This window comes from Marinobacter oulmenensis, from assembly GCF_014201735.1.
GTDB lineage: Bacteria > Pseudomonadota > Gammaproteobacteria > Pseudomonadales > Oleiphilaceae > Marinobacter > Marinobacter oulmenensis.
In genome coordinates this window covers 520,953-540,559 of record NZ_JACHFE010000002.1, presented here as the reverse complement: position 1 = coordinate 540,559, position 19,607 = coordinate 520,953, and the positions used below count along the sequence as shown (strand labels likewise).

14 protein-coding genes are annotated in these 19,607 nt (G+C 60.6%); 11 read left to right on the top strand and 3 right to left on the bottom strand.

Features of this window, described 5'->3' with window-relative positions; all coding sequences use genetic code 11:
- Positions 1–116 precede the first annotated feature (116 nt).
- Both hrpA and HNR38_RS05725 read left to right on the top strand, forming a co-directional pair.
- The gene (gene hrpA / locus HNR38_RS05730) at positions 117–4,049 is read left to right on the top strand and encodes an ATP-dependent RNA helicase HrpA (protein WP_183700661.1); all 3,933 of its coding nucleotides are present in this window, start codon (positions 117–119) and stop codon (positions 4,047–4,049) included.
- A gap of 103 nt (positions 4,050–4,152) precedes the next feature.
- Positions 4,153–5,274, top strand: a complete 1,122-nt coding sequence (locus HNR38_RS05725; RefSeq protein WP_183700659.1) for a beta-ketoacyl-ACP synthase III — start codon at positions 4,153–4,155, stop codon at positions 5,272–5,274.
- An 8-nt stretch (positions 5,275–5,282) separates the two neighbouring features.
- Here HNR38_RS05725 and HNR38_RS05720 read toward each other — a convergent pair whose 3' ends face one another.
- Positions 5,283–5,690: an acyl-CoA thioesterase gene (locus HNR38_RS05720; RefSeq protein ID WP_183700657.1), complete on the bottom strand. Its 408-nt coding sequence runs from the start codon at positions 5,688–5,690 to the stop codon at positions 5,283–5,285.
- Positions 5,691–5,778: 88 nt separating this feature from the next.
- On the opposite strand from HNR38_RS05720, the gene HNR38_RS05715 reads away from it, so the two are divergent.
- The 5 genes from HNR38_RS05715 (at position 5,779) to cysB (ending at position 12,368) form a co-directional block, all read left to right on the top strand.
- Complete coding sequence (locus tag HNR38_RS05715; protein WP_183700655.1) at positions 5,779–6,564, top strand: MlaA family lipoprotein; 786 nt, start codon at positions 5,779–5,781, stop codon at positions 6,562–6,564.
- Positions 6,565–6,725: 161 nt separating this feature from the next.
- Entirely contained in the window at positions 6,726–8,387 is a 1,662-nt protein-coding gene (locus HNR38_RS05710; RefSeq protein ID WP_183700654.1) for an ExeA family protein, read from the top strand.
- Position 8,388: 1 nt separating this feature from the next.
- A complete protein-coding gene (locus HNR38_RS05705) occupies positions 8,389–9,081 on the top strand; it encodes a general secretion pathway protein GspB (RefSeq protein ID WP_183700652.1) in 693 nt (230 codons plus the stop codon).
- Positions 9,081–11,258: an ATP-dependent DNA helicase DinG gene (gene dinG, locus HNR38_RS05700; RefSeq protein ID WP_183700908.1), complete on the top strand. Its 2,178-nt coding sequence runs from the start codon at positions 9,081–9,083 to the stop codon at positions 11,256–11,258. The genes HNR38_RS05705 and dinG overlap by 1 nt, the downstream gene beginning before the upstream one ends.
- Before the next feature lie 132 nt (positions 11,259–11,390).
- Positions 11,391–12,368: an HTH-type transcriptional regulator CysB gene (cysB, locus tag HNR38_RS05695; RefSeq protein WP_183700650.1), complete on the top strand. Its 978-nt coding sequence runs from the start codon at positions 11,391–11,393 to the stop codon at positions 12,366–12,368.
- A gap of 67 nt (positions 12,369–12,435) precedes the next feature.
- Here cysB and HNR38_RS05690 read toward each other — a convergent pair whose 3' ends face one another.
- Complete coding sequence (locus tag HNR38_RS05690; RefSeq protein ID WP_183700648.1) at positions 12,436–13,161, bottom strand: phosphoadenylyl-sulfate reductase; 726 nt, start codon at positions 13,159–13,161, stop codon at positions 12,436–12,438.
- Between the two features lie 208 nt (positions 13,162–13,369).
- On the opposite strand from HNR38_RS05690, the gene thrH reads away from it, so the two are divergent.
- Positions 13,370–13,984 (top strand): bifunctional phosphoserine phosphatase/homoserine phosphotransferase ThrH, encoded by a 615-nt coding sequence (thrH, locus tag HNR38_RS05685; RefSeq protein ID WP_183700646.1) that lies wholly within the window; start codon positions 13,370–13,372, stop codon positions 13,982–13,984.
- Between the two features lie 4 nt (positions 13,985–13,988).
- Here the strand turns inward: thrH and pabB are convergent, their stop codons facing one another.
- On the bottom strand, positions 13,989–15,347 hold the full coding sequence (gene pabB / locus HNR38_RS05680) for an aminodeoxychorismate synthase component I (protein WP_343068243.1): 1,359 nt from the start codon (positions 15,345–15,347) through the stop codon (positions 13,989–13,991).
- A gap of 92 nt (positions 15,348–15,439) precedes the next feature.
- Between pabB and HNR38_RS05675 the strand changes: the two genes are divergently transcribed.
- Genes HNR38_RS05675 through holB form a run of 3 tightly spaced genes read left to right on the top strand, consistent with a single transcriptional unit; the run spans position 15,440 to position 19,583 of the window.
- Positions 15,440–16,465, top strand: a complete 1,026-nt coding sequence (locus HNR38_RS05675; protein ID WP_183700641.1) for a DUF58 domain-containing protein — start codon at positions 15,440–15,442, stop codon at positions 16,463–16,465.
- 59 nt (positions 16,466–16,524) lie between these two features.
- Positions 16,525–18,537, top strand: coding sequence for a transglutaminase TgpA family protein (locus tag HNR38_RS05670; protein WP_343068242.1), 2,013 nt, complete (start codon positions 16,525–16,527; stop codon positions 18,535–18,537).
- Positions 18,534–19,583, top strand: coding sequence for a DNA polymerase III subunit delta' (gene holB / locus HNR38_RS05665; protein ID WP_183700637.1), 1,050 nt, complete (start codon positions 18,534–18,536; stop codon positions 19,581–19,583). Before HNR38_RS05670 ends, holB begins: the two co-directional genes overlap by 4 nt.
- Positions 19,584–19,607: the final 24 nt, after the last annotated feature.

The window sequence follows — 19,607 nt, the reverse complement described above, 5'->3', positions numbered from 1 at the left end:
TATTCCCCTGCAAGACCCCGCCTGTGCGGGGTCTTCGTGTTTCTAACGCCGGTCTTTCCCGCTAGACTGTGGCGTCCTGAAGACATCACGAGCATAAGTGAGTTAGCCGTTCCTCCATGACTGACCCGACATCCAGCCAATCCCCGGAAACAGACGTGGCCGATCCCCGGGCTCAGGTCCGAGCCATCATGGATCAGCTCGATCACTGCAATCAGCAGGAGGCCGCCCGCATTATTCGCACGGCCGCCCGCAACAAAGGCAAGCCCGGCCAGAAGGACATCGAGCGTATGTCGCGCTGGCTGGAGCGTGGGCAGGAGCGGGTGCGGCAGCGCCAGGCACTGGCCGGCCCTGTCAGTTTCCCCGAAGAGTTGCCGGTCAGTGACCGTGTGCAGGACATCGCCGATGCCATCGCCAGTCACCAGGTGGTGATCATCGCCGGGGAAACCGGTTCCGGCAAAACCACCCAGATTCCCAAGATCTGTCTGAATCAGGGCCGGGGCCTGCAGGGTATGATTGGTCATACCCAGCCCAGACGAATCGCGGCCCGGAGCGTTTCCGGCCGGATTGCCGAAGAACTCGGCGAGCCCGTTGGGCAGCAGGTGGGCTACCAGGTCCGCTTCACCGACAATACCTCCGAGGCCTCCCGGGTCAAGGTGATGACCGATGGCATCCTGCTGGCCGAGATACAGAACGACCGTTTTCTGGATCGCTACGACACGCTGATTATTGATGAGGCGCACGAGCGCAGTCTCAATATCGACTTTCTTCTGGGCTACCTGAAGCAACTGTTGCCCAAGCGGCCGGACCTGAAGGTCATTATCACTTCGGCGACCATCGAGGTGGAGCGGTTCAGCGAGTTCTTCAACGAAGCGCCGGTGATTGAAGTCAGTGGCCGGACATACCCGGTGGACATCCGGTACCGGCCGCTGGCCGGGGATGAGGATGATCGCGACCAGAGCTGGACAGACGGTGTTCTCAGCGCCATGGAGGAAATCGAGCAGCACGAACGCCGCGAAAAGAAGCCACCCGGGGACGTGCTGGTGTTTCTGCCGGGTGAGCGGGAGATCCGCTCCCTGAGCAAGGTGCTGCGCCATGCCGATCTACGCCACACCGAGGTGCTGCCGCTGTATTCCCGGCTGAGTAACCAGGAGCAGAACCGGGTGTTCCAGTCTCACCGGGGGCGGCGGATCGTGCTGTCGACCAACGTGGCGGAAACCTCGCTGACGGTGCCAGGCATTCGCTATGTCATTGATACCGGCGTTGCCCGTATCAGCCGCTACAGCGTGCGCTCCAAGATTCAGCGCCTGCCCATTGAACCTGTTTCCCAGGCCAGCGCCAACCAGCGGGCCGGGCGCTGTGGCCGTGTAGCACCGGGTATCTGTTTCCGTCTTTACGACGAGACGGATTTTCTGAACCGGCCGGAATACACCGATCCGGAAATCCTTCGGACCAATCTGGCGTCTGTGATTCTGCAGATGGCCACATCCGGCCTGGGCGAAATCCGCAATTTCCCGTTCCTGGAGGCGCCGGACCGCAAACAGGTCAATGATGGCTACAAACTGCTTGAGGAGCTGGGGGCCGTCGATGCCCGGCGCAAGGTCACCCGGCTCGGGCGTACCATGGCCCGTTTGCCACTGGACCCTCGTCTGGCGCGGATGCTGGTAACGGCAGCAGAGCAGGGCAGTCTTGCGGAACTGCTGGTGGTGATTGCCGGCCTGAGTATCCAGGATCCCCGGGAGAGGCCTCAGGAGAAACAGCAGGCTGCCGATCAGGCCCATGCGCCGTTCAACGACAAGGAATCGGACTTTGTCACGCTGCTCAATATCTGGAACTGGTTTGAGGAACAGCGCCAGGAGATTTCCCAGAACCAGCTGAAAAAACTCTGCCAGAAAAACTTCCTCAGTTGGATGCGGATGCGCGAATGGCGGGACATCCATCGTCAACTGACGCTCATCTGTCGTGACCAGAAACTGTCGATCAACACCCAGGCTGCGGATTACGAGCGGATTCACAAGGCGGTTCTGGCTGGCCTGCTGGGCCAGGTGGCGGTCAAGGTGGAAAAGCGTGAGTACCTGGCCACGCGCAACCGCAAAGTGTTCATTTTCCCCGGCTCCAAAGTCGCGAAAGCCTCTCCCAAGTGGATCGTCGCCGCGGAAATCGTCGAAACCAGTAAAGTGTTCGCCCGCATGGTGGCGTCAATCCAGCCCGAGTGGGTGGAGCCGCTGGCATCGCACGTGGTCAAACATCATTACTTTGAGCCTCACTGGGAACGCAAGCGCGCTCAGGTGATGGGCTATGAAAAGGTTACCCTGTACGGACTGGATGTGGTGGCCCGGCGACGTATTCCCTACGCCAAGGTGGACCCGGAGGAGTGTCGCAACCTGTTCATACGTCGGGCCCTGGTTGAGGGGGACTTTGAGTCAAAAGCGCCGTTTATTGCCCGCAACCGGGACATGCTGGAGACGGTTGAAAACCTCGAAAAGAAAACCCGACGCCGGGACCTGCTGGTGGATGATGAAGTGCTGGTGGCCTTCTACGACCAGCGGCTGCCGGAAGATATCGTCAGTGGCCGGCATTTTGAAAGCTGGTGGAAGAGCCTATCGGCCGAGCAATTGCGCAAGCTGGAGCTGACCGAGTCCGACATCCTCCAGCGGCCGGTGGATGAATCCTCGGCCAGCCAGTATCCGGATTATCTCGAGTGGCAGGGTGTCAAATACCCTCTGAGCTACGAATTCGAGCCCACCAGTGAGCGTGACGGCGTTACGCTCAATGTGCCGTTGATGGCACTAAAACAGATCCCGGGAAGGCGTCTGGAGTGGCTGGTGCCGGGGTTGCTGCGGGAAAAATGCATTGCTCTGGTCAAGGGGTTGCCCAAATCCCTCCGGCGCAATTTTGTGCCGGTGCCGGATTTTGTCGATGCTGCATTGGCCAATATGCAGCCCGACAACGAGCCGCTGGCCCACAAACTGGGCGAACAGTTGCGGCGGATGACGGGCGTCAGCATTGACCCGGAGGCCTGGCCGGAAGACGAGTTGCCCCGCCATCTGCGCATGAATCTGAGAGTCACCGGTGATAAAGGCAAGGTGCTGGCAGAAGGCCGTGACACCGGGCAGGTGCAGGCCAAACTCGAGGGAAGGGCGGAAGAAGCCCTGGCATCAGCTGCCAAAACTGAAGAATCTCCCCGGGCCCGGCAGGACTATGCCAGCTGGCAGTTTGGTGAGCTGCCGGCACAGGAGTTGACCGAGAAGGGCGGCATGGAGATTACCGTCTATCCCGCGCTGGAGGACCTTGGCGGTAAGGTCCGCGTGATTCGGTGTCTGGACCCGCTGACGGCAGAGGAAACCAGTCGGCGCGGGATTGCCCGGCTGATGATCAACCAGTTCGGCAATACCCTGACGGATCTGGAGCGTAAGCTGCCCAGGTTCAAGCAGTCGGCATTGATGTTTGCTCCGGTTGGCCAGGCCCGGGGGCTGATGGATGATCTGTTGCTTTCTACGGTAATCCAGCACTTTCTGGCCGAAGAGTTGCCTCGGGACGAGTCGTCCTTCAACCGGCTGTTTGACCGCCATCGAGGTGATTTTATTCCGGCCCTGGAAGCGGCAGACGAGCGCCTCCATCAGGCCATGACCGGTTACCAGAAAATCGCAAAACAGTTGAAAGGCAAAATCAGCCTTGCGCTGGCCAACAGCATGGCGGACCTGAAGTTCCAGCTCGAAAACCTGGTGTATCCCGGGTTCCTGGTGGCGACGCCGCCGGAGTGGCTTGCCCGCTTTGGTGTCTATTTTGAGGCCGCCAACATCCGTCTGGACAAGATGCCCCGGGAAATGGGCCGGGAGCGTGAGTTCCTTCACACCATTGAGCCGCTCTGGGAACGTTACGCCACCAGGCGGGACCAGCAAAAACGCCAGGGCGTGCGGGACCCGGAACTGGAGCTCTATCGCTGGATGCTCGAAGAATTCCGGGTGTCCTTCTTTGCACAACAGTTGGGCACAGCCATGACGGTATCGGTCAAACGACTGGATCGCCAGTGGCAGAACACACGGTTATAGTGCAGGTTGGTAAAAGCCGAAAGGGCAATTCCTTCCGACTGTGTTAGTATTTTTAAAAATAATCTGTCACATACCGTTTTTGTAAACATGACGTGGGGTTACCGTGATCAAAGCCGTCATCAGCGGAACCGGCCTGTATACGCCGCCCGCCTATATTGATAATCACGAACTGGTTGAGGCCTTTAACCAGTATGTGGAGCAGTTCAACAGCGAGCATGCTGATGAGATCGCCCGTGGAGAGTTGGCCGCGCTGCAGCCGTCCGCGTCCGAATTCATCGAGAAAGCCTCGGGTATCAAGCGGCGCCATGTCATTGATCGCGAAGGTATTCTGGACCCCGCCCGAATGAAGCCCTACATCCCGGAACGGAGCAACGATGAGCCGTCGGTGCAATGTGAGATGGCCGTCTCCGCAAGCCGTGAGGCCCTGGAACAGGCCGGTCGGCAGGCTTCAGATGTGGATGCCGTGATTGTGGCCTGCTCCAATATGCAGCGCGCCTATCCGGCGATCGCCATTGAGGTGCAGGAAGCCCTGGGGATTGAGGGCTTTGCCTACGACATGAACGTGGCCTGCAGTTCCGCCACGTTTGGCCTCCAGGCGGCCGTCAACTCGGTGGAGAATGGTACGGCCCGCGCGGTGCTGGTGGTCAGCCCGGAAATCTGTTCCGGCCACCTGAACTTCTGTGACCGGGATAGCCACTTCATTTTTGGTGACGCCTGTACCGCCATACTGGTGGAAAGAGAGCAGGATGCCGCCCCGGGGCAGGGCTTCGAAATCCTGGGTACCCGCCTGAAGACGAAGTTCTCCAGCAATATCCGCAACAACTTCGGTTTTCTGAACCGGGCGGACGATGCCGGCGTTGGCAAAACCGACAAGCTGTTTATCCAGCAGGGCCGGAAAGTCTTCAAGGAAGTCTCACCCATGGTGGCTGATACCATTCTCAACCACCTGAAGTCGCTGGAACTGGCACCGTCAGACCTGCGCCGGATGTGGCTGCACCAGGCCAACCTGAATATGAATCAGCTGATTGCCAGGAAAGTTCTGGGCCGGGATGCCTCTGCCGATGAGGCCCCGGTGATTCTGGATGAGTACGCCAATACCAGCTCGGCGGGCTCCATTATCGCGTTCCACAAACATCGGGCAGACATGGCGTCCGGAGACCTGGGAGTCATCTGCTCCTTCGGTGCCGGTTACTCCATTGGCTCAGTGGTGGTCCGTCACCGCTGAGGCCCGGATCACTGGGCTGCCAGCGACCGGAGGGTGTCTGGCAGCGCAGTGGAGCGCCGGGTGTTGCGATCCATCCAGACAATTTTGGCGTAACCTTCCGCGTAGATCTCTCCGTTATCCGCGTCTTTGACCAGATGGTAGGTGTCCAGGCTGCTGTTGCCGGCTTTGTCGGCATAGGTTTCAATCAGCACGCTGGCCGGGTGGGTGAGCTCTTTCAGAAATGTGGCGCTGGTCTTTATAATGACCGGGCCGCTGTCTGCCATGGCATCGCCGAGCTCCAGCGATGATAGCCAGTCGATACGCGCTTCTTCGAAAAAACGGAAATAGACAGTGTTGTTGGCGTGGCCAAACGCGTCCATGTCGCCCCAGCGCAGGGCCATGGTCAGTTTTCTGACCAGATTTCCCGGTACTGACATCTGATTTCCTCCGGAAACGAAATACGGGATGGATGAAGCGACGTATTGTCTGCCAACAGAAACAGAAGAAACAACCCGAGAGGGAAAAATGACCGGATTAACCCGACCGTGCCGCAGTTTTTTTGGGGTCAGCCTGCTGATTCTCGCCCTGTTCCATGCAGCAGGTGCTGCTGCCCAGAATGTTCAACAGCCGGCGCCGGGAAGCGCGGGCAGGATCAGCGCCGAAGACCCGTATGAAGGCTGGAACCGCAAGGTCTTTGCCTTCAATGATGGTGTTGATCGCTGGGCTTTGCGTCCCGCCGCCAAAGCCTACCGGACAGTGACCCCGGATCTGGTGGACCGGGGGGTGACCAACTTCTTCAGCAACCTTGGTGAAGTGAGCAATTTTGCCAACAGCCTGCTGCAGGGCAAAGGCGAGTCCGCTGTCGTTGCCTTTGGCCGCTTCACCTATAATACCGTGTTCGGGCTGGGCGGCCTGTTTGATGTGGCAACAGCCTTCGACCTGCCCGAGCGTCCCGAGGATTTTGGCCAGACGCTGGCGGTCTGGGGCCTGGATTCGGGGCCATACCTGGTCCTGCCACTGCTGGGGCCATCGACGCCGCGTCATACCACGGGCCTTGTCACCGACGGCTTCGTGCTGCCCTCTGGGTGGGAGGCCGTTGACGAGCCTGAAACCTATTACCTTCGGGTGCTGCAGATTGTGGACACGCGGGCCGATCTGATCCCGGCGGAAAACCTGGCGTCCGGCGACCGCTACATTTTCATGCGCAACGCTTTTCTCCAGCGCCGGGAGTTCCTGGTCAATGATGGCAAGGTTACGGAAGATCCCTTTGCCGATGGTAACGACGAAGATCTGATGCTCGAGGATTTCTGACTTCCGGCCCGTCCCATAACGCTTCTGGCCTTCTACAGCGACTGGATGCATAAACGCGGTGATGTGTCACAATTCCGCTATAGTTGTGGAGAGTTGAGGATCAGGCGGCCGTAGTGGAATCCCTGCCGGTTATTCCTGATCCCGACAGGGCGTGAGGGAACATGTATAACGATTTTTTCGGGTTTCGGGAGCCTCCTTTCTCGATTGCGCCGGACCCACGGTATCTCTATCTGAGTGACCGCCACCGCGAGGCGCTGGCTCACATGATGTACGGTGTGCAGGGGCAGGGCGGTTTCATTGTTATCACCGGCGAGGTCGGTACCGGCAAGACCACGGTTTGCCGGTGCTTTATCGACAATGTCCCGGATCATGTCGACATCGCCCTGATTCTTAACCCTCGCCTGTCCTCGCGGGAGTTGCTTTCGGCCATCTGCGACGAGCTCGGCATTGACCATGCGGCCGATGCCACCATCAAATCGATGGTCGATGCCATTAACCGGGATCTGCTGGATGCCCACGCCCGTGGTCGCCATAAACTACTGATTATCGATGAAGCGCAGAACCTGGCACCGGGGGTGCTGGAACAGCTGCGTCTGCTGACCAACCTGGAAACCTCCGAGAAAAAGCTGTTGCAGATTGTGCTGGTTGGTCAGCCGGAGCTCAGGTCGATACTGGCCCTTCCGCAACTGCGCCAGCTCAACCAGCGGGTGACCGCACGCTACCATCTGGACGCCATTGACCGGGCTGAATTGCCGGCCTATCTGCAACACCGGCTGGGTGTGGCGGGCAGGCACCAGCAGATTTTCACCCGTCCGGCGATCGCCCGTATTTACAGGTTCAGCGGTGGTATCCCCCGGCTGATCAACCTTGTCAGTGACCGGGCGCTGCTCGGAGCCTATGCCGGTGACGAGCTCGGTGTCAGGGCGAAACACGTGCGACAGGCTATCCGGGAAATCCGGGGTGATGGCAAGGAAGGGGCCGGCAGTCGGCCGGCCTCAGCCAGCCGGTTTCGCGGGACGGGCCTGGTCCTGGCTTCGGTGCTGTTGGCGGTCATCGCGACCCTGTGGTGGTTTGATCGATATCCAGACTGGTCGATACGGGCGGATACCTCTGGCGTGACCCGGCAGGGAGCGATTGAGCGTTCTGCTCCGGAGTCGGAACCGAAAACCGCTTCCTCCTTAACTTCGGCACGCCCGCCTCTGAATATTGGTGCCGAGGGTCTGGAGCTGGGGGCTGCCTTTGTGTCCCTGTTCGGGCTCTGGGATGAAAGCTACAACCCGGTGACAGCACCGGTCGCCTGTGATCACGCCGCCGCGCTGGGCCTTGCCTGTCTGGAGCAGAGAGGTAGCCGGGGCACGCTGGAGCAGATAAACCGGCCAGCCATACTGACCCTGCGGGATACCCGCGGCGCGACCCGTTACCTGGTCCTCACTGCACTGACTGGGGACCGGGCCAGGATCGTGACCTCTGACGGGCCGAAGGTTGTCTCCTTTGAGGATCTGCAGTCGCGTTGGTTTGGCCATTTCTACGTGATCTGGCGTACGCCGGAATCTCTGGCTGCCGATGGTGGCGCGGGCGAGCCGCCGGCCGAAGCGGTCTGGCTGGGCGCGCGCATGATGGCGCTGGCCGACCGCCTTGCAGGTTCGGACGCTGAAAACGACCGGATCAAACGCATGGATCTTGAGCAGCAGGTCCGCTGGTACCAGAAACAGCGGGGCCTGACGGTGGACGGAATACCGGGGGTTATGACTCTGATCCACATGAATTCCGACCTTGGGATTCCCGGCCCGCGGTTGGTGGCCGCGGCCGGAGAGGCGCGCTGAGATGTCATATATTCTTGATGCACTCCGCAAGTCCGAGGCCGAGCGTCACAGGGGCCAGGCGCCCACGCTGGCAGGGCAATGGCAGCCGGTGGGTGGTGCCCGCCGGCCCGTGCGTCCCATTGGTCTCTGGGTAACGGTGGCTCTGCTTATTAATGCGGCGATTGTGGCGTATGTGTTCTGGCCAGCCCCGGAAAACGTACAGATCGCACCCGCCACGGCCACCGAGGCCCCCGTTCAGTCAGAACAGGAACCGGAACCGGCGGTATCCAGACCTGGTGTACCGGAATCGCAGCAGGCCACCGTGGAGCCGGAGTCCGGCGGGCCGGTGCAGCCACCGGCGTCGGGTGCCTCGAGCAGTGCCGAGGTCGGGTTCAGCGAGCCGGTGATCATCACCCCCGGCCGCAGTCGTTCATCGGCACAGTTGACACCACCGCCACCTGAGGGCAGGGTACCGCATCTGGTGGAACTGCCCCTTTCGTTTCAGAAGAGTGTCCCGGATTTGACCTTCAGCAGCCATATCTTTTCCTCAAACCCGTCCGCAAGCCGGGTTATCGTGAATCATCAGCCCCTTCAGACCGGCGACCGTCTGGGCAACCTGCGGCTGGAGCAAATCACCGAAGAAGGTGTGGTCTTCAGTCGTGAAGGTCAGGCCTTCCGTCTGGGCGTTGCCCGTCAATGGGTGAGCCCACGCTGATGGCACTGACCGAAGAAACCAAGCAGGAAATCCAGCAGGCCTATCGTGACGTTCTCGCGGGCAAGGATATCCGGGCCCGTTATGGCCAGCGCCTGATGATTGCGGAAATCGCCCGTTATATGGGGGACATCACCGAGGACGATGGCAAGCGCACGTCTGCACCGGCGACCTGCGTGGTGGAAGCCGGCACCGGTACCGGCAAGACGCTGGCCTACCTGATCGCTGCGATTCCTGTGGCCCGGGCGCTCGGCAAGACCCTGGTGATTTCCACGGCAACGGTCGCCCTGCAGGACCAGATCGTGCTCAAGGATTTGCCCGACCTCAAGAAACACAGCCGTCTCAACTTCAACTGGACGCTGGCCAAAGGGCGTGGACGGTATCTGTGCGTATCCCGTCTGGAAGCAAGACTCCACGATGAAGGGCACGGTGACAGCGATACCATGCCGCTGTTTCTTCTGGACAAGCCGATGGACGATGAGGCGGCCAGCCAAGCCATCTTTGAGCGAATGCTGTCCAGTTACGGTTCACGGGAATGGGACGGTGACCGGGACCACTGGCCGGAGCAGATCCCGGATGATATCTGGCGTCAGGTCACCACCGACCATCGCCAGTGCACCAACCGGCATTGTGCCTATTTTGATAGCTGCGCGTTTTTCGATGCCCGCAAGGACCTGGACGAAGCCGATGTTGTGGTCGCCAACCACGACCTGGTACTGGCGGATCTGGCGCTGGGAGGTGGTGCCATCCTGCCGGAGCCGGAAAATGCCCTGTATATCTTTGATGAAGCCCACCATCTTCCGGACAAGGCGCTGAACCATTTCGCCGCCTCGGTGCCGATCAATGCCACCCGACAATGGCTCAAACAGTTGGCCCAGGCGCTGACCAAGATCCAGCCCTGGCTGCCGGCCGGTTCCCAGCCTGCCCGGACCGTGGAAAAAATCAGTACTGCCGGCCGGGATCTGGATCTGGCCCTGGGGCGGGTCTACGAAGACGTTGAGCAGAACACGGACTGGGACTTCAACGAAGAACGGCGCAGCGCCCAGTGGCGTTATCCGGAGGGTGAGCTGCCCGAGGCGCTGGCGGAACTGGCCGGTGATACCCGGGTGATGACCGCCGGACTGGTTCGCCAACTGGGGGCACTGGTGGATGATCTTCAGACGGCCTTTGATGAGCGCAAGGAATCCGATCTGGACCGTGAAACCGCGGAATCCTGGTATCCGGTGATCGGTGCTTTCCACAGCCGGGCGGAAGAGCAGCTTCGGCTGTGGACTGCCTGGTGTGAAGGGGTGAATGAGCCGGAAAAGACGGCCGATGACGCTCCGGCCAAGCCGACCCGAAAGGGGCCCGCACCGGCCCGTTGGGCGGTGCGCCAGCGCTGGGAGCACAGCGAGGACATCACGCTCTACAGTTCTCCCGTGCTCGCGGATAACCTGCTGTACGCCCGGCTCTGGTCGCGGGCCCACGGGGCCGTTCTGACCAGTGCCACACTCACGGCCCTGGGGCGGTTCGACCGCCTGAAATCCAGGGCGGGACTGCCTGAGGCGAGTCGTTACATGGTGGTGCCGAGTTCTTTCCGGTACGGCGACATGGCCACCGTCGAAGTACCCAATATGCCGGTCATGCCTACCGACGACGGCTTTGGTGATGCACTGATCCAGCGTCTGCCGGACCTCTGGGCCGAGGGCAAGGCCACGCTGGTGCTGTTCACGTCCCGTCGGCAGATGCAGCAGGTTCGGGATGCCCTGTCACCGAAATACCCGGAACTCATCCGGACCCAGGATGACATGGCCAAGAACGAAGTGCTGCGCCAGCACTGCGATCGCATAGACCAGGGCAAGCCCAGTGTTCTTTTCGGTGTCGCCAGTTTTGCTGAAGGCATCGATCTTCCCGGCAAATACCTGCACCACGTCATCATCACCCGGCTGCCGTTTTCGGTACCGGACGATCCCATTGAGGCCAGCCTGGCGGAGTGGGTGACCCAGCGGGGCGGCAACCCGTTCATGGAGATCACCGTGCCGGACGCCTCGGTGAAGCTGGTACAGGCAGTGGGCCGACTGTTGCGTACGGAACAGGATACCGGCCGGGTCACCATTCTGGATCGTCGCATCATTACCCGTCGCTACGGCCAACTGTTGCTGGACGCGCTGCCACCGTTCCGCCGGCTTATTGAACCCTGACCGTGCCGGGTGCGTAGTCAGTGAATGGTCTACACTGATTACAGCAGATTACCGTATGTCAAAAAAGAATGAAAAACTGCGTTCTTATGCGTATTATTGGGCAGTAGACTGATCCAGGGAGCGACGAATTCCATGAAACTACAACAACTTCGATACATCTGGGAAGTTGCCCACCACGATCTGAATGTTTCCGCCACGGCTCAGAGCCTGTTCACTTCCCAGCCCGGCATCTCCAAGCAGATTCGCCTGCTGGAGGACGAGCTGGGTCTGGAAGTGTTTGCCCGCAGCGGCAAGCACCTGACCCGGATTACGCCCGGTGGGGAAATCATCATCCGTGAGGCCGGAGAAATCCTGCGCCGGGTGGAGGGCATCAAAAAAATCGCCCAGGAGTTCAGCAACCAGCGCAAGGGTGACCTGAGCATTGCCACCACTCATACCCAGGCCCGCTACGCATTGCCGCCGATCATCGGGGGCTTTATCGAGGCCTATCCGGACGTGTCGCTGCACATGCATCAGGGCACGCCTATGCAGATTTCCGAAATGGCCGCCAACGGTGCCGTGGACTTCGCCATTGCCACCGAAGGCATGGACCTGTTCAACGACCTGATCATGATGCCCTGTTACAAGTGGAATCGCTGCGTGATTGTTCCCCGGGACCATCCACTGGCCCAGGGCCAGGAACTGACTCTGGAAGAGCTGGCCGAGCATTCGCTGGTGACTTACGTGTTCGGCTTTACCGGCCGGTCGAAACTCGATGAGGCCTTCCAGTCCAAAGGACTGACTCCGAAAGTCGTGTTCACCGCCGCCGACGCAGACGTCATCAAGACGTACGTCCGCCTGGGACTGGGGGTCGGCATCATCGCCAGCATGGCCTACGACCCGAAAGTGGACACCGATCTGGTGGCACTGGATGCCAGCAAGCTGTTCCGGCCCTCGGTTACCCGCATCGGTTTCCGTAAAGGCACCTTCCTGCGGGGCTACATGTACGACTTCATGCTGCGGTTCGCGCCACACCTCACCCGTGAACGGGTGGATCAGGCGGTCGCCCATCAGGGCAGTCGAACCGAGATCCAGGAGTTATTCAAGGATATTGACCTGCCCACTTACTAATTGTGAGGCATAAAAAAAGCCCGCCCGGAGTCGCCTCTCGGCGGGCTTTTTTTGGCGGGTGTCCGGTTTAGCCGGAACGCCCGATCAGGTTGCCGGCGTGCAGGCCGCATTCCTTGTGGGTGGCTTCTTCCCACCACCAGCGGCCTTCGCGCTCATGCTGTCCCGGCAGTACCGGACGGGTGCAGGGCTGGCAGCCAATGCTGATGTAGCCCTGTTCGTGGAGCGGGTTGTAGGGCGCCTCCGCCATGCGGATGTAATCCCAGACTTCCTTGGAAGACCAGTTCGCCAGCGGATTGAATTTGATGAGCGTGCGTTCGGCCGAGGAAAACGTGCCGTCTTCCTGTACTACCGGCACCTCGTTGCGGGTTCCCGGGCTCTGGTCTTTACGCTGGCCCGTGATCCAGGCATCCACCGTGGCCAGCTTCCGGCGCAGGGGATTCACTTTACGGATGCCGCAACATTCGGTGTGGCCATCCTCATAAAAACTGAACAGGCCTTTGCGGTTCACCAGATCCTGCACCTCTTGGGCATCCGGGAACAGGAATTCGATATTGATGCCGTAGTGTTTCCGAACGGTTTCCATGAACGCATAGGTTTCCGGATGCAGCCGACCCGTATCAAGACTGAAGACCTGCAGGTTATCCGTCAGTTTGTGCGCCATCTCGATCAGTATCACGTCTTCAGCGCCACTGAAGGAAATGGCGATATTGTCGTAACGGGCGAACGCTTCCTTCAGGATGGCTCGCGGGCTCTGGTCCTGGAGTTGTTCGTTCAGGGATTCGGTATCGGTCATGGGTATTCCGTTGTCGATGGCTATTCATGGTCAAGGCTAACACCAAAGCATTCATAGCCTGAAGGAATGAGGATCTATATCTTTATGCCCGAGCAGCCTTCAAAAGCGGGCGTCAACGATGCATTCCGCACCGGATTTTCATATCATACGCTTCACGGGTGACCCACGCGCCACCCGGCATTATTCAATCTGTTATCAGGAGAGTGTTGTGGAACTTGCATGTCTTGACCTTGAGGGAGTGCTGATCCCGGAAATCTGGATCGCCTTTGCCGAAAAAACCGGGATTGAGGAGCTCAAGGCCACCACCCGTGACATTCCTGATTACGATGTACTGATGACCCAGCGCCTGCGGCTTCTGGACCAGCATGGCTACGGCCTGAACGAAATCCAGGAAGTGATCGGAACCCTGGACCCTCTGCCAGGCGCCGCCGAGTTTCTGGACTGGCTGCGTGAGCGCTTCCAGGTCGTGATCCTGTCAGACACCTTCTATGAATTCGCCATGCCGCTGATGAAGAAGCTCGGCTTCCCCACGCTGCTGTGCCATAAGCTCGAGGTCGCCGAGAATGGCCAGATCACCCATTACCTGCTGCGCCAGCGTGATCCCAAGCGCCAGTCCGTGCGGGCGTTCCAGTTGCTGAATTACCGGGTTATCGCTGCCGGCGACTCCTACAACGACACCACCATGCTGGGCCAGGCGGAAGCAGGTATTCTCTTCCACGCGCCGCAGAACGTCATCGACGAATTCCCGCAGTTCCCGGCCGTTCACAACTTTGAGGATCTGAAGCAGGAATTCCTCAAGGCCAGCGTGGTACACCAGGCCTGAGCGTTCAGATGACCAGGGTTTCCAGGAAGCGCATCAGCGGCTGAACTTTGGCCAGCGTTTCCTGGTACTCGGCTTCGGGGTCTGAATCGGCCACGATGCCGCCTCCGCCCCAGCAGCGGATGCTGCCGTCCTTACCACAGAGCAGCGTCCTGATGGCGATGCTGCTGTCCAGACGCCCGTCCACTCCATAATAAAAGACCGAGCCGCAGTAGGGCCCACGCCAGTGGGGTTCCAGTTCGCGGATGATCTCCATGGCGCGAATCTTGGGTGCGCCGGTGATGGAACCGCCGGGGAAGGCATCAAACAGGGCCTTGAGCGGGCTGACTCCGGCCTTCAGCCTGGCTCTGATGTGACTGACCAGATGATGGACGTTCCGGTAGGACTCCAGAGCGAAGAGCTGGTCCACCGTTACGGAGCCGGTCTGCGCGTTCAGGCTCAGGTCGTTGCGCAGCAGGTCGACGATCATCAGGTTCTCAGCCCGGTCTTTCTGGGCGTTTTCCAGCTCCATTGCCAGAGCCCGGTCCTGTTCCGGAGTGTCGCCCCGGGGACGGGTACCCTTGATCGGGCTGGTGAACAGTTCGCCGTTGCGTATCTCCAGGAATCGCTCCGGCGATACGCTGATTATCTCCTGATCGCCGATTCTCAAAAACGCGCTGTAGGGTGTGGGGTTGGCCTCGGAGAGGGCCTGGAATGCCCGCCAGGGTGACCCCTGGAAATGGCCTTGGAATTCCTGTGACAGATTCGCCTGATAACAGTCGCCAGCCTGAATATAATCCCGCACAGCCTGAACGCTGGCTTTGAAGGCATCGGGTTGCTGGCGTGGATGGAAAACCTCCGGCATCCGCCATTGCCGTATGGCGACCGGTGCGGGGCAGCGGCGCCAGTCAGCAAGCGTCGGTGTCTGGGATGCCGGTGCATGGGGGTGTTGCCAGAGCCAGTAACGGTCTGACTGGCGGTCGTGGCTGGCTGTCCAGGTATAAAAGCCGGCACTGAGCAGGGGAAACCCGGTCTTTGGGCACTGGCTGGCCAGGCGCTTTTCCCGGACATAACCCAGTTCATAGCCGAGGATGCCAATCCACCCTCCGGGCAGGTGGCCGTCATCGCTGGATAAGGGAATGGCGTAGGTCTGTCGGAGAGCTTCCATTTTCTCGGATACGTGCCCGGTATCGATTGCGGCCCGGCCGTTGCCGGAGTCACGGTCAATCCGGTAATGCTCCACTGCCATGGCCGAGAATCCGGTCAGAGCGCCCCGGTTGCCGTCCGGGCCGGCACTCCCCAGAAACACGAAATCGGGGGCCTGGGCGGCATGGTCAAGCAGTCTCAGATACTCTGTTTGGCTCAGTTCAGTCAGGCAGGAATGCACGTGGCGGCCTATGTCTCGATGCGAAAGATTGTGGCGCGCCATTATAACGAATACCGTGGTGAACTTTTCAGGAATTCACAGGCCTCATGGGCATGACTCGAAAATTGTTCGGTTCCCGGATCAATCGCTGGATCAACCGGCGGATTCCCCGCTCTGACAGCCAGACGCTGACCCAGAAAAACCTGTTCATACTGCCAACGGGCGCGGGCATGGTGTTCGGGATACTTCTCGTGGTCATGCTCCTGACCGGAATCAACTACCAGAACAGCCTGATCTATCTGCTGGTTTTCATGCTGGGGGCGCTTTTTGTTGGCGCCATGCACCAGACCCACCGGAACCTGTCCGGACTTGAGCTTTCATTGCTCGACGCCGGGGAAGGGGAAGCCGGTTCCGAGATCCCGTTCCGTTTCCGGCTGACCCGTGCCGGCAATGACAGCCTGGCGGTGTCCCTGTCGGCGGGATCGGCCGTCATTTCCGGTATTCATGTGCCGGCCGGTGAGAGTAGGGACATTCACCTGCCTGTTCCCAGTTCAAAGCGGGGTTACGTACGCCCGGACCGGGTGCGCATTGAAACCCGGTTCCCGTTCGGGTTACTGAAAGCCTGGTCCTGGCTGCGACCGGCCAGCGCAGGGATTGCGTTGCCCCGGCCCCTCCCGGCACCAGACGTACCCGGCGGTGGCGAAGGCGCCCGGGAGGACAGTAACGCTCGTCCTATCGTCGGCCAGGACCAGGCAGACCTCCGACCATGGCGTGAAGGGGATCTGACCACGCGGGTGATGTGGAAACGTTTTGCCCGCTCCGGACAGATGGTGGTGGCCGACTGGGAAAGCCTTCAGAGCAGTCCGGACTGGCTGGATTTCGAGGCGTTTCCCGGCGTAGACGTGGAGCTTCGCCTGAGCTACCTGGCCTGGCAGGTCCGGGAGCGCCTGGCCCGGGGCGAACGGTTTGGTCTGAATCTGCCGGGGGAAACCATTGAGCCGGATGCCGGCGATCTTCACGCCCAGCGATGCCTGCGCGCGCTCGCTGTCTGGGGACTGGAAAAACCGAGGGATACCGGAGCCATGCGTTATGGAACCCGCTCGGGAGTGGATGCGGCTCCAGGGGTGGGGGCGGTTTGATGCGGGCAGCCAGGTCCGGAAACCGGGCACAGACCGACCGGCCCCCCGAGGTGCTGCCGATGCGCGCACTGGTATGGCTGTTGGCCGGGTTTGCGCTCTTGCTGATCCCTCAGTGGGATCGCCTTCCTCCCTGGCTGCTGGCCGCCTGCGGCGTGCTGGCCGGATGGCGGTGGCTGGCCCGCACCGGGCGGGTAAGGCTGCCCGGGCGGTGGCTGCGTATGGCGATCATGCTGGTGTTGATGGCGGTCTACATTGCCACGGTCCAGGGGCATTTTTCGGTGGATACCGCCGCTTCGTTTTTCGTTCTGGCGGTCGGGTTGAAGTGGCTGGAAACCCGCAGTGCCCGGGATTTCTATGTGGTTTTCTTTATCCTTACCTATCTCGCGGCGGTCAATTTCCTGTTTCGGCAGGGCATCCTCTGGGCATTCATCAACTTCGCGGCTCTGGCGCTTCTGCTGGTGGGGTTACAGACCCTGAATGCACCGGATCTACCCGCCGGTGCCCGGCGTGGCTGGAAACGCCTGGGTGGGATGATGCTCAAGACGCTGCCGGTGGTGGTCCTGCTGTTTGTGTTTTTCCCCCGTATGGCGCCGCTCTGGAGCGTGCCGATGGTGTCCGGCCAGGCACGGACGGGCCTGTCAGACACCATGCGGCCAGGGGATATTTCCAGTCTGGCCCAGAACAGTGAGCGGGCGTTTCGGGTCAGCTTTGGCGGTGATATGCCGCCTTACCCGGCCCGGTACTGGCGCGGCCTGGTACTGGACTATCTCGATGGCGAGACCTGGCGCCAGTTTGAGGAAAGCGCCATTGAACCGCCGTCGCGGGTTGCCCGGGATGGCGGCGTGGGAGAGCTCGAGCCCGGCCAGTATGACGTGCTGCTGGAGCCCACCGACCGCCAGTGGGCGTTTGCTCTGGATGGTTCCGTGGCAGTTTCGGATAACGTAATCCCGGCCGGACAGAATCTGTTCCGGTTCCGTCGTCCGGCCGATACGTCGGTGCGTTACCGAATGGCACTTGGGAATTCGGAAGGGCAGCCCTCTCTGGGTACGGGGGAGCGGAGGCGGTATCTGCAACTGCCCCGTGACGGCAATCCCCGGGCAAGAGCGCTGGCTCGGGAACTTGTGCGCAGAGGTTCCCCTGAACAGGTGGTTTCCGGCTTTATCGAGCGTTTACGCCAGCAGCCCTATTTTTATACCTTGCGACCGCCCTCGATGCCGGACGATGGCATTGATGCCCTGCTGTTTGATGAAATGCGCGGGTTCTGCGCCCATTATGCGGGTGCAGCGACGTTTGTATTCCGCGCGGCTGGTATACCGGCACGGGTTGTTCTGGGCTATCAGGGCGGAGAGCCGGGAGCCGGTGGCGATTATCTGATCGTAAGGCAGTATGACGCTCATGCCTGGGTGGAGGTCTGGCTGACCGGCCGGGGCTGGGTGCAGGTGGATCCGACCGCGGCCATTGCCCCCAGCCGTGTTGAGTCCGGTCTGCGGGATGCGGTGGCGGACGAAGGCTCGTTTCTGGAAGACGAGATGATCTCCCCCCAGCGTTATAATGACTTGCCCCTGGTTCAGTGGGCCTCGTTGCAGCTCGACCGTATCAATTACAACTGGCAGCGCTGGGTGGTCGGTTACCAGGGCCAGAGCCAGATGGACCTGATGTCGCGGCTTCCCGGCGGTCTGGGGCTCAAGGAGCTCGGTTACCTGTCGGCGGGGATCGTGGGTGCCGCGCTGCTGCTGGCAGGGCTGGTCTCCGGATTGCGCCTGCGAGTCCGCCATCGCGGGGACCGGTTCGGTAGGCTGGTTCTGTCCTGGCACAGATTCTGTGAACAGTGCGGGGTACCGGTACGTACCGGTGAAACACCCGGACAGTTGGCGCAGCGGCTCGCGCAGTCGGCGCCGGGGCTGGAGAAACCGGCGTACCGTTTTGCCCGGGTGGTCAACAGACATTACTATAGCCCGCCGACAGCTGCGAAACCGGAACAGGAAATCCGGCAACTGAAACAGCTACTCAAAGCCATGAAACGCCAGGGCCGCCGCAGACCTCCGGCCCCCTCAGTGGATGGAAACCAATGACAGACATCGCCCGGGATATGCCCTGGTTGCACAAAGCCTGGTCTACGGTACAGCACCAGCTGGCTTCTGATCGCCTGCCTCATGCCCTGCTGGTCACCGGCGAGTGTGGTGTCGGCAAACGTCTCTGGGCCGAGGCCGTCGCCGGACTGCTGCTCTGTGAAAAGCCGGTCAATCGGGACCAGGGGGCTCCGGTCGCCTGTGGCGCCTGCAAGCAGTGCAGTCTGATTGAAGCCGGCAGTCATCCGGACCTGCGCATCTATGCGCCGGAAAAGTCCAGGATGGTCCGTATCGATCAGATCCGGGCGCTGTCGACATTTGCTGTAGCCTCACCCCAGGTCGCCCATCACAAGGTGGCCATCGTGGATCGGGCGGACCAGCTTAATATCAATGCCGCCAATGCGTTGCTCAAGACGCTGGAAGAGCCTCTGGCTGACGTGACGCTTCTGTTGCTGCAGGAGAGTGGCCGTCCGGTGCTGCCCACCATCCGTTCCCGCTGCCAGATACTGAATATCCCTGTGCCCGGTGAAGAGCCGGCGCATCAGTGGTTGGCAAACCAGGTGGCGAAGATGGAGGAGGGCAAGCAGCCTGCTGCCGACATCCTCGCCAAGAGCCTGATGCTGGCGGGCAATGCGCCAAGGCTGGCACTGGAATACGCCACCGGTGAGTTCCCGGGCTTGCGGGATGACGCCTTTGAGGCGTTCCGGCAGTTCATGAAAGGCCGGGCGACCGTGGGGGAGGCGGCCAGGGCATTCAAGGCCCTGGGGCTGGATGATACCCTCTGGCTGTTTGAATGCTGGGCGGCGGATCTTGCGCGATGCAGCGCCGGTGGCCAGCCGGCCGATCCGGAAGCCGCTGACATGCTTGGCTTTCTGGCTCAGAAAAATCCACCCTGGCGGATCCATCAGCTTTTGGATATGGTGCGTGAGGCGCGAGAGGCATCGGTATATAACGCCAGTGTCGAACTGGAAGCCTCCCGGCTTCTGATGGCGTGGCGTGATCTGATGCCCCGCCGTGATGCCCGGGGCCGGGCGGGCGTTGGTCAGTAGCACCTGCTATCATTCTGTAATGTC

Coding starts and splice junctions, on each gene's coding strand:
- hrpA (WP_183700661.1), top strand. CDS start 117: ATGACTGACCCGACATCCAGCCAATCCCCGGAAACAGACGTGGCCGAT.
- HNR38_RS05720 (WP_183700657.1), bottom strand. CDS start 5,690: ATGTCAGTACCGGGAAATCTGGTCAGAAAACTGACCATGGCCCTGCGC.
- HNR38_RS05715 (WP_183700655.1), top strand. CDS start 5,779: ATGACCGGATTAACCCGACCGTGCCGCAGTTTTTTTGGGGTCAGCCTG.
- HNR38_RS05710 (WP_183700654.1), top strand. CDS start 6,726: ATGTATAACGATTTTTTCGGGTTTCGGGAGCCTCCTTTCTCGATTGCG.
- HNR38_RS05705 (WP_183700652.1), top strand. CDS start 8,389: ATGTCATATATTCTTGATGCACTCCGCAAGTCCGAGGCCGAGCGTCAC.
- dinG (WP_183700908.1), top strand. CDS start 9,081: ATGGCACTGACCGAAGAAACCAAGCAGGAAATCCAGCAGGCCTATCGT.
- cysB (WP_183700650.1), top strand. CDS start 11,391: ATGAAACTACAACAACTTCGATACATCTGGGAAGTTGCCCACCACGAT.
- HNR38_RS05690 (WP_183700648.1), bottom strand. CDS start 13,161: ATGACCGATACCGAATCCCTGAACGAACAACTCCAGGACCAGAGCCCG.
- HNR38_RS05675 (WP_183700641.1), top strand. CDS start 15,440: ATGACTCGAAAATTGTTCGGTTCCCGGATCAATCGCTGGATCAACCGG.
- HNR38_RS05670 (WP_343068242.1), top strand. CDS start 16,525: ATGCGCGCACTGGTATGGCTGTTGGCCGGGTTTGCGCTCTTGCTGATC.
- holB (WP_183700637.1), top strand. CDS start 18,534: ATGACAGACATCGCCCGGGATATGCCCTGGTTGCACAAAGCCTGGTCT.